Below are 8,909 nucleotides of genomic sequence, written 5' to 3' on the forward strand. Positions count from 1 at the left end.
GATGCAGGCGTGGACCTCGCACGCGACTACGGACTGACCGTCACCGAGCTCGCGCCGCACCCCGGCGGATTCGCCACCGAGGGCTGGGTGGCGGACCGCCGCTGGTTCGTGAAGCGCTGGCAGGACGGCGCGGAGCCAGTGGGCCTGGCGCAGCTGGGGGAGTTGCGCGCGCTCGGGCTCCCGGTCGTCGAGCCGCTGCGTACGGTCGACGGCGAGCTGTCCGCGCTGAGCGGTTCCCGTGCGTACGCCGTCTTTCCTTATATCCAAGGACGTACGGCGACGTGGGCCGACTGGCGGGTCGTTGCGCGCGCGTTGCGCCGGGTGCACGAGGCGCCGTTGCGGGTCACGCTTCCGCCTTCTGATGTCAGTGAGCCGCAGATCCACAACCTGATGCGGTATTTGCAGCACCCGTGGGTCGTGGATCGCGCGGACGCGGTGCGTGCGGCGATCGCGCGGCTGGACGACGTACGGGCGCGGCTGGCGCCTGTACCGGAGGTCGTGTGCCACACCGACTTCCACGGGCTGAACGTGCTGATCGGGTCGGACAGCGACGTGGTGGCGATTCTCGACTGGGAGAACGCCGTCGTCGGGCCGCGCGAGTACGACCTGTGGGTGGCCGCGGACGGTGAGCCGCTCGAGGAGTTCCTCGACGAGTACGGCGCCCGCGACCTGGACGCCGATCACCTCGAGTTCGCGCTGCTCGCCCGTGGGCTGCGGGACCTGGCCGCGCGGGTGATGAACGACGTCGACCGGCCCGGCGTCGACACCTGGGGCTTCGACCGGATCGCCCGCGTCGACAGCGACCTCGAGATCTTCAGGCGGTACTGCGGCTAGCGCCCGGCCCGGGAAGTACGTCGATGTCGTCCGCGTGCATCGGCTTGCCGCAGTGCGCGCAGGTCAGGTCGACATGGCTGATCTCGCCGCACGCGTGGTGCCGGTACAGCACCGGCGGGCCCGCCGTACCGGCCAGCCATTTGTCGCCCCAGGCAACCATCACCATCAGGACGTCGACCAGCTCGCGGCCCTTGGTGGTCAGCACGTACTCGTACCGCGGCCGCTGGTCGTACGGCCGGCGCTCGATCACGTCGCGGTCGACCAGGTGGTTGAGCCGCTCGGTGAGCACCTTGCGGGAGATCCCGAGGTCCGCCTGGAGTTGCTCGAATCGGGCGAGGCCGACCCAGATGTCGCGCAGGATCAGCGGCGACCACGGCTCGCCGATCACGTCCAGCGTGCGCGCGATCGAGCACGCCATCTCACCGAAGTCCGTTCGCTGCATGGAATCAGTCTAGCCGTTGGGGTTCCCTTAAGGAACTTAAGCATGTAGCGTTCCTTCAAGGAACTCCGAACGGAAGGCGACACGATGAGCAAGGTCCTCGCCGCGCTGGCGGTCTCGGTCGACGGATACATCAGCGGCCGCGACTCCGGCCCGGACCACGGCCTCGGCGACGCGCCGATGCTGTTCGACTGGTATTTCGACGGCGACACCCCGAGCCGGGCGTTCGACGGGTTCAAGCTCAGCGCGCCGAGTGCGCGGGTGTTCGACACTGTGGCCGGTCGGGTCGGCGCGGTCATCGCCGGGCGCAAGACGTACGACGACTCCGGCCACTTCGGCGGCAACAGCCCGCATCCGAAGGCATCGCTGGTCGTGCTCAGTCATGGGTCGGTCGCCGAGATCAGCGAGCGGCAGACGCTCGCGCACACGATCAAGGAAGCCGTTGGTGCTGCGCGCGACCTGGCCGCCGGGATGGACGTCGGGCTGATGGGCGGTGGGGTCGTCACGTCGGCACTGCGCGCCGGGCTCGTCGACGAGCTGATCCTGCATCAGGTCCCGGTGCTGCTCGGCGGCGGACGACCGTTCTTCCAGGAGTTGCCGGACCACATCCGCCTGAACCTCGTCGAGGCCGTCCCGGCGCCCGGCGTCACCCACCTGCACTACGAGATCGTTCGCTGAAGGAGCACCGTCATGTTGAAGCCCGCCGTACGCGCCGCCGTCGACAGCACGTCGATCGCCCACCTGGCCACCGTCCTGCCCGACGGCTCGCCGCACTCGATCCCGCTGTGGGTCAGTACCCTCGACGACAAGATCATCTTCCTCACCGGGCCGACCTCCCAGAAGGCCCACAACCTCCGCCGCGACCCGCGCGTCGCGCTCTCGCTGGCTCCCGTCGACAACCCGTACGAGCCGGTCATCGTCCGGGGGCGTGTCGTCGAGTGGATCGACGGCGACCGCGGATGGGAGCTGGTGGACAAGATCGCGCTGAAGTACATCGGCCAGCCCTACTCCCGCGACCTCGACCGGGTAATCGGCGTAATCGACCCCGACCACCAAACCGTAGGCGTCTAGCGCCGCCCAGGTTGGGGAGGATTTCCGCCCGGATCGGCACAAGATCCTCCCCAGGCCGGTCGCGACAGGTGTGCGGGCGCGACCCGGCGGTTTCATTAGGATCTGCGTATGGGTGTGACTGTGGCGGTTGGGGAGCAGGGCGCTTACCTGGCGCGGGTCGGGCGGGCGGGGATGTTGCTGCTGCCGATGATCACGGGGATCGGCGAGCAGCTTCGGGAGTGGGCCGACGAGCTTGCCGGGGAAGGGATTACCGCGTTGGCGTGGGATCCGTTCAAGGGGCGGAGTACGGACAACGCCACTCGCGAGGAGTTGAGTGGGATGTTGCGGGGGATGGACGACGACGCGGCGTTGGCGGAGCAGGGGGAGTTGCTGGACTACATGTTCGGTGAGCTCGGGTGCAGCACGGTCGGGGTGATCGGGTGGTGCTTGGGTGGGCGGTTCGCCTTACTGCTCGGGGCGCGGGATCGGCGGGTTGCGAATGTGGTCGCGTTCCACCCGACGGTGCCGTCGGAGCGGCCGGCGCATCACGCGTACGACGCGATCGCCGAGGCGGCCGGGATCACGGCGCCGGTGCTGGTGAGTTACCCGGGCGCGGATGCCGCTGTACCGAATGCGGACTTCGAGACGTTGCAGACCGTGCTGCAGGCGCGGACCGTCGGGGCGACGTTCGCGCAGTACTTCCCGGGGGCGGACCACGGGTTCTCGGACAAGTCGCGGCACGGGAGGGACGTGAACGCGGACGCGTTCCGGCTGGCGTGGCCGCAGGCGCTTGCGTTCATGAAGTCGACGGTCGCCTGAGCGCGGACTCCGCCGCGCGGTGCAGCTCGCCGAGGCAGCCGCGGCCGGGTGTGCCTTCGGGGTAGCGCGCGATCACCTCGCGGACGGTGTCCGGTACGTGCTCGACCGCCCACGCGATCACGGCGTCGGCGGCGGCCGGATCACCGGTGGCGAGCTCTTGCGCGTACGCCGCGTACTGCGCCGCCCCGACGATGTGCTTCACCTGCGTGGCCGCCGCAAACGGATGCAGGTACGCCGACCCCGCCGCCCCGACCGCCGCCCGAGCCGCCGCCGCTCCCGCCGGCTCGAGGGACCCGGCCGCCTTGAGGGCTGCGAAGGCCGCGGTGCGGATGGCCTTCGTACGCTTGCCTCCGGCACCGAACTCCCGGACGGCCTCGATCGCCTCCCGCGCGCGCCGATCACCCGGCGCCGCCGCCTCGAACACCGGCAGCGCCCGCTCCGCGCAGTCCGCCGTCCACCGGCTCAGCTGTCGCAACTCGTCAAGACTCAAAGGGATTTCGGGATGATCCATGAGCCTCAACCGTATCGTTGAACTCGGCGGTTGAGACTTTCAGGCCGCCCGGCGATGGTCCGTCGGCGTGATTCCACGGACACGCTTGAACGCGACGCTCAACGCGAACGCATTCGCGTACCCCACCCGCCGGGCGATCGTCTCGACCGTGTCCCGGGTCGACCGCAGCTGGTCGGCCGCGAGCGTGATCCGCCACCCGGTCAGGTAGCTCATCGGCGCCTCACCCACGACGGCCGTGAATCGCCGCGCGAGCGACGCCCGCGACACCCCGACCCGCTCCGCGAGTTCGGTGACGTTCCACGGGTACGCCGGATCCTCGTGCAGCAGCCGCAACGCCGAGCCGGCCACCGGATCGGTCTGCGCCTGGTACCACCCGGGCGCATGCGACTCCGGCCGCGCGAACCACGCCCGCAACGTGGTGATCAACGCGAGGTCGAGCCACCGATCGAGCACCGTCTGCTGCCCGGGAACATCCCGCTGGATCTCGCTGGTGATCATCTCCATCACCGCCCCCGCCACCTCGGCCGCCGGTACGACGAGCACCGAGGGCAGCGCGGTCACCAGCCGCCGGCTGACGTCGCCCGCGACCGAATAGGTGCCGCTGGCAACCATGATCTCCCCGGACTTGCGGCCGCCGAACGTCCGGACGCCGAGCTGCGCCGAGTAGTCGACCGGTGCCCCGGGCAACCTTTCGCAGATCCCGCCGGGGTGGATCCGCAGTACCGGCGCGGTCTGGACGGTGTCGCCGACGACGTACGGCTCCGGGCCGGTGACGATCGCGACGTCGCCCTGCGCCATCCGCTGCGGCTCGGTCCCGGGCCGGGTGATCCAGCCGGATCCGCGGACGATCGTCGCCAACGCGAGCGGCGCCTCGTCGCGGATCTCCAGCGCCCACGGCAGATCCAGGATCGTCATGTTGAACACGCCGTCCTGTGCGCGCGTCCCGGTGAGCAGCTCGTCGAGTACGTCCATGCTCCGAGCCTAGGCCAGGATGAGCGCCTGGAACATCCAATTGCGGCAGACAGCCATGGTTTGTCTCATCCAGAGCCAGTGGAATGAAGCCATGACACCGATTCTGATCCTCAGCGGCAAAGGCAAGACCGGCCGTCGCGTCGCGGCCCAGCTCGACGCGCGCGGCATCCCGTACCGGCTGGCGTCGCGGTCCAGCGAGCCGCGGTTCGACTGGTACGACGAGAGCACCTGGGCGGACGCGGTCCGCGGTACGACGACGGCGTACCTCGCGCCGCCGGTCGGGCCGACCGGGCTGGCGCAGGCCGGCAAGTTTATCCAGCAGGCGAACGGGCTGCGGCGCGTGGTGCTGCTGTCCGGCCGCGGCGTCGGCAGCCCGGGGCGGGACTTCGCCGTGTACGACGGCCAGCTCGAGCTGGAGAGCGTCGTACAGGCGAGCGGCCTGGCCTGGACGATCGTGCAGCCGGCCTGGTTCGCGCAGGGTTTCAGCGAGGACTTCTTCCGGTACGACGTACTCGCCGGGCAGATCAGGTTGTCCGCGGGCACTGGCGGCGAGGCGTGGATCGACACCGACGACGTCGGCGACGTGATGACGACCGCGCTGCTCGACGACAAGTACGTCGGCCAGGTACTCCCGATCTCCGGGCCGCGCGTCCTGACGATGACCGACATCGCCGCGGAACTGACGACCGCGACCGGCCGACCGATCGAGTACGTCGACCTCGCCCCGGAGACGCACGTCGCCGAGCTGCTCGGCCACGGGCTCCCGCGCGAGGACGCCGAGGCCGTGCGCGACCTGTTCGCGGTGATCCGCAACCACCGCTCGGAGTACGTGTCGGACGGCGTCGAACGCGTCCTCGGCCGCCCGGCCCGCGACTTCACCGACTGGGCCCGGGAGACCGCCAAGACCGGAGTGTGGTGAGACGCGGACGCCCAGCACTCCACAACTGACGTGCGTCCGGCGGTCGCACGCTCAGCCCGCCGTGGGCGGGCGGATTGTGATGGCCTGGCGGTCCGCCTCCCCGCCCACCTGAGGTGCGGGGAGGCGGACCGCGTTCAGCGGAGAGCCAGTGCTTCCTCGTGGGTTAGTTCGCGGAGCTCGGACGCCGGGGTCTTCGCGCGCGGCTGGGTGCCGCCGCCGACCGCGCCGCCGCCGAAGACGATGTTCGCCCAGTTGTTCTGGGCAATCAGTACCGACGTGGTCTTGTCGCCGTTGATGTCCGCGGCCGTCGTGGTGTCGTTGGTGTCACCATCGCAGTTCCAGTCGATCGGCTGGTTCGCGGCGCCGGTCGTGGTTCGGGTCTTGCCGTCCGGGCATTTCCAGCTGGTCTTGTACCCGGCGCCGAGGCTGCCGAGGCCGACGGTCTCGTCCGGTCGCGCCTCGTTGATCGACGTCGGCTGGACGTTCGAGTAGCCCCAGTACTTGGTGCCGTCGGCCTTGAGGACGCCGCCGAGCTGGAACGAGTAGTTCATCACGCTCAGGTAGTTCGGCTTGTAGTTCAGCCCGTCGGCGCCGCCGTGCTGCAGCCCGAGGTTGTGCCCTCTCGTTGTATTTGGTGGGGTTTGGGATGTTGAACGCCTGCCCGCTGCTGCAGCCGCCGTCGTAGCTGTCGCCCCAGAGCATGTAGCGGCTAGCTCAATTGGAATTTGGCGGCCTTCCGGGCAGTCGCGAAGTTCGCCGCCTTGATCGCGTTCGTCTGGGTTGCCGACGGGTTCAGGTCGTCGTCGTACGTGACCTCGTTGCCGCCGCCCAGGTCGTACTTCGCGCCGCGGGCGCCGCCGGCGTCGAGGTGGATCGTGATGCCGGTGCTGCCGTCCGGGTTGCTCACCGGCGCGGTCGCGAAGACCTGCACGATCCGGTCCAGGGCCGCCGTACTGGCGAGCCGGCCGGACATGTAGTCCATCTCGACGAACAGGTCCTTCTTGTTCGGGTTCGCGCCCATCGCGGGCAGGTCGACGTCCACGACGGTGGCATCGGTTGCCGCGGCCGGAGCAGGTGCCGCGGCGGCGTGGGAGCCGGCCAGGGCAGCGGCGGCGAGCGAGGTCAGCGCGACGATCAAGGCGGGGCGGGGCCTCATCGGATCTCCTTTGGGGGCGGTGGGTGATCTGTGCGCTACCGTAGGTGAGATTTCGGGGCCGGAACGGCGCAGTGGCGACAGTGGCTCAATTGGGTCACCTGCCGGTAGCGGACAGAATCTGGCCGCTACCCGTGGCAGTCTGAGGGCATGGCCGAAACCTCCGCCCGCCTCCTCGCGCTGCTGTCGCTGCTGCAGGCCCGGCGCGACTGGCCCGGCGCCCTGCTCGCCTCCCGGCTCGAAGTGAGCCCGCGGACGGTACGCCGCGACGTCGATCGGCTGCGCGACCTCGGGTACCCGGTCCGCGCGACCAAGGGTCCCGACGGCGGGTACCGGCTGGACGCGGGCGCCGAGCTGCCGCCGCTGCTGTTCGACGACGACCAGGCGATCGCGGTCGCGGTGGCGTTGCAGACGGCAACGACCACGGTCACCGGGATCGAGGAGGGCGCACTGCGGGCGCTGGCCACGGTCCGTCAGGTGATGCCGGCGCGGTTGCGGCAGCGGGTCGACGCGCTGCAGGTCACCACGGTCGACCGGTACGCACACCGTCGTACGACGGTCGACTCGGATCTGCTGATCGCGATCGGGATGGCCGTCCGCGCGCAGGAGGTACTGCGCTTCGACTACGCCGCGCCCGGTGCGCCCGAGGGCGAGTGGGTGCCGCCGCGGAAGGTCGAGCCGCACCACCTGGTGACCTGGGGCGGCCGGTGGTACCTCGTCGGCTGGGACCTGGATCGCGGCGACTGGCGGACGTTCCGGGTCGACCGGATGACGCCGAAGACGCCGACCGGTCCGCGGTTCACGCCGCGCGAACTGCCCGCGCCGGACATCGCGACGTACATCTCGAGCCGGTTCCGCGGGCAGGACAAGAGCCCGTGCCGGGGCGAGGCGATCCTGCAGGCGAAGGCGTCGGACATCGCGCAGTGGGCCGGGTACGGCGCGGTCGTCGAGGAGCTGTCGCCGACGAGTTGCCGGCTCGCGCTCAGCGGGTGGTCGTGGACCGGGCTGGCCGCGACGTTCGGGATGTTCGAGTGCGATCTGGAGTTCATCGGCCCGCGGGAGTTGAAGGATGCCGCGATACACCTCGCGGCTCGTTACCAGGAGGCGTCGTCGTGAGTGCGGAACTGATCGTCGTGGATGCGGCCGCGTGGCGTGACTGGTTGCGCGCGAACCACCGCGAACCGGACGGCGTCTGGCTCGTGCTCGCGAAGAAGAACGTGACGACACCGACGAGCCTGACGTACGACGAGGCGCTCGAAGAGGCGTTGTGCCACGGGTGGATCGACGGGCAACGCCGCGGGCGAGACGACCAGACGTTCATCCAGCGGTACACGCCGCGCCGCGCCCGCAGCATGTGGTCGCAGCGGAACGTCGACCTGATCGCGCGCCTCGACCAGGAGGGACGGATGCACGACGCCGGCTGGGCCGAGGTCGAGCGGGCCAAGTCGGACGGGCGATGGGACAAGGCGTACAGCGGGGCGAGTGTCCGTGAGGTCCCGGACGATCTGGCGGCGGCGCTGGCCGCGGAGCCGCGGGCGCAGGCGATGTTCGAGATCCTGACCAGCGCGAACCGGTTCGCGGTGATCTTCCGGGTGAACGACGCGAAACGCCCCGAGACCAGGACGAAACGCATCACGCAGTACGTCGAACAACTGGCCCGCGGCGAGACCATCTACCCGCAGAAGCGGACGCTGTAGGTGGCGTCTGGTGATTCCCCGCCTACTGCGGGGCACCCGGCACGGCATCTCGCCGCACGGGTGCAAAGGCCACGATGCTCCGCATCGAGACCTTCGCCCCCGCACGCCGAGCTACCGCACCGGGCACCTCCTCGCTACGGCGCGGAATCACCAGACGCCACCTAGACGAGGTCGAGCGTCGCCTCCTGCCCCGCGGTGAGCGGGAAGTAGGCGATGAACGTGACGCCCTCGTCGGCGGTGTCGAACCGGCTGATCCGGTCGACGGCCGGCTCGTAGAACACGTCGCCCGGGTGCAGGATCTGCGGCTCGTCGTCGGCGTCCTGCTGGTAGATCGCCGACCCGGACAGGATGTTCCCGAACACCGGACCGTTGTGGACGTGCGCACCGAGCGCGGTGTGCGGCGCGATGGTGATCCGGCGGACCTCGACGCGCTGGACCGGGAGCGCCGCCGGCAGTTGCTGATCGAGGACGACGACACGGCTGATGTCTTCAGTCATGCCGTACATACTAATAGG

13 protein-coding genes are annotated in these 8,909 nt (G+C 69.9%); 7 read left to right on the plus strand and 6 right to left on the minus strand.

Going from position 1 to position 8,909, the window contains the following annotated elements; all coding sequences use genetic code 11:
- The first annotated feature begins 9 nt into the window (after window positions 1-9).
- Complete coding sequence (locus tag ACXJJ3_RS23125) at window positions 10-834, plus strand: phosphotransferase enzyme family protein (RefSeq protein ID WP_458163914.1); 825 nt, start codon at window positions 10-12, stop codon at window positions 832-834.
- Here ACXJJ3_RS23125 and ACXJJ3_RS23130 read toward each other — a convergent pair.
- Window positions 815-1,276, minus strand: coding sequence for a winged helix-turn-helix transcriptional regulator (locus ACXJJ3_RS23130; RefSeq protein ID WP_458163915.1), 462 nt, complete (start codon window positions 1,274-1,276; stop codon window positions 815-817). The genes ACXJJ3_RS23125 and ACXJJ3_RS23130 overlap by 20 nt on opposite strands.
- A gap of 84 nt (window positions 1,277-1,360) precedes the next feature.
- Between ACXJJ3_RS23130 and ACXJJ3_RS23135 the strand changes: the two genes are divergently transcribed.
- The 3 genes from ACXJJ3_RS23135 to ACXJJ3_RS23145 all read left to right on the plus strand — a co-directional run bounded on the left by ACXJJ3_RS23135 (window position 1,361) and on the right by ACXJJ3_RS23145 (window position 3,142).
- On the plus strand, window positions 1,361-1,951 hold the full coding sequence (locus ACXJJ3_RS23135) for a dihydrofolate reductase family protein (RefSeq protein ID WP_458163916.1): 591 nt from the start codon (window positions 1,361-1,363) through the stop codon (window positions 1,949-1,951).
- Between the two features lie 12 nt (window positions 1,952-1,963).
- Window positions 1,964-2,344: a pyridoxamine 5'-phosphate oxidase family protein gene (locus ACXJJ3_RS23140; protein WP_458163917.1), complete on the plus strand. Its 381-nt coding sequence runs from the start codon at window positions 1,964-1,966 to the stop codon at window positions 2,342-2,344.
- Between the two features lie 108 nt (window positions 2,345-2,452).
- Window positions 2,453-3,142, plus strand: coding sequence for a dienelactone hydrolase family protein (locus ACXJJ3_RS23145; protein ID WP_458163918.1), 690 nt, complete (start codon window positions 2,453-2,455; stop codon window positions 3,140-3,142).
- Here ACXJJ3_RS23145 and ACXJJ3_RS23150 read toward each other — a convergent pair.
- Window positions 3,120-3,653, minus strand: coding sequence for a putative immunity protein (locus tag ACXJJ3_RS23150; RefSeq protein WP_458163919.1), 534 nt, complete (start codon window positions 3,651-3,653; stop codon window positions 3,120-3,122). The genes ACXJJ3_RS23145 and ACXJJ3_RS23150 overlap by 23 nt on opposite strands.
- A gap of 39 nt (window positions 3,654-3,692) precedes the next feature.
- On the minus strand, window positions 3,693-4,625 hold the full coding sequence (locus tag ACXJJ3_RS23155) for an AraC family transcriptional regulator (RefSeq protein ID WP_458163920.1): 933 nt from the start codon (window positions 4,623-4,625) through the stop codon (window positions 3,693-3,695).
- Between the two features lie 91 nt (window positions 4,626-4,716).
- Here ACXJJ3_RS23155 and ACXJJ3_RS23160 point away from each other — a divergent pair, with 91 nt between their 5' ends.
- Window positions 4,717-5,544: an NAD(P)H-binding protein gene (locus ACXJJ3_RS23160; RefSeq protein WP_458163921.1), complete on the plus strand. Its 828-nt coding sequence runs from the start codon at window positions 4,717-4,719 to the stop codon at window positions 5,542-5,544.
- 134 nt (window positions 5,545-5,678) lie between these two features.
- Here ACXJJ3_RS23160 and ACXJJ3_RS23165 read toward each other — a convergent pair whose 3' ends face one another.
- The gene (locus ACXJJ3_RS23165; RefSeq protein WP_458163922.1) at window positions 5,679-6,095 is read right to left on the minus strand and encodes a hypothetical protein; all 417 of its coding nucleotides are present in this window, start codon (window positions 6,093-6,095) and stop codon (window positions 5,679-5,681) included.
- 158 nt (window positions 6,096-6,253) lie between these two features.
- Entirely contained in the window at window positions 6,254-6,700 is a 447-nt protein-coding gene (locus tag ACXJJ3_RS23170; protein WP_458163923.1) for a hypothetical protein, read from the minus strand.
- A 147-nt stretch (window positions 6,701-6,847) separates the two neighbouring features.
- Between ACXJJ3_RS23170 and ACXJJ3_RS23175 the strand changes: the two genes are divergently transcribed.
- Window positions 6,848-7,813: a helix-turn-helix transcriptional regulator gene (locus tag ACXJJ3_RS23175; protein ID WP_458163924.1), complete on the plus strand. Its 966-nt coding sequence runs from the start codon at window positions 6,848-6,850 to the stop codon at window positions 7,811-7,813.
- Window positions 7,810-8,394 carry a YdeI/OmpD-associated family protein gene (locus tag ACXJJ3_RS23180; RefSeq protein WP_458163925.1) on the plus strand — a complete coding sequence of 195 codons (585 nt, stop codon included), beginning with the start codon at window positions 7,810-7,812 and terminating at the stop codon, window positions 8,392-8,394. The genes ACXJJ3_RS23175 and ACXJJ3_RS23180 overlap by 4 nt, the downstream gene beginning before the upstream one ends.
- 161 nt (window positions 8,395-8,555) lie before the next feature.
- Here the strand turns inward: ACXJJ3_RS23180 and ACXJJ3_RS23185 are convergent, their stop codons facing one another.
- On the minus strand, window positions 8,556-8,891 hold the full coding sequence (locus ACXJJ3_RS23185; RefSeq protein WP_458163926.1) for a cupin domain-containing protein: 336 nt from the start codon (window positions 8,889-8,891) through the stop codon (window positions 8,556-8,558).
- Window positions 8,892-8,909: the final 18 nt, after the last annotated feature.

The sequence above is a fragment of the Kribbella sp. WER1 genome, assembly GCF_054189145.1.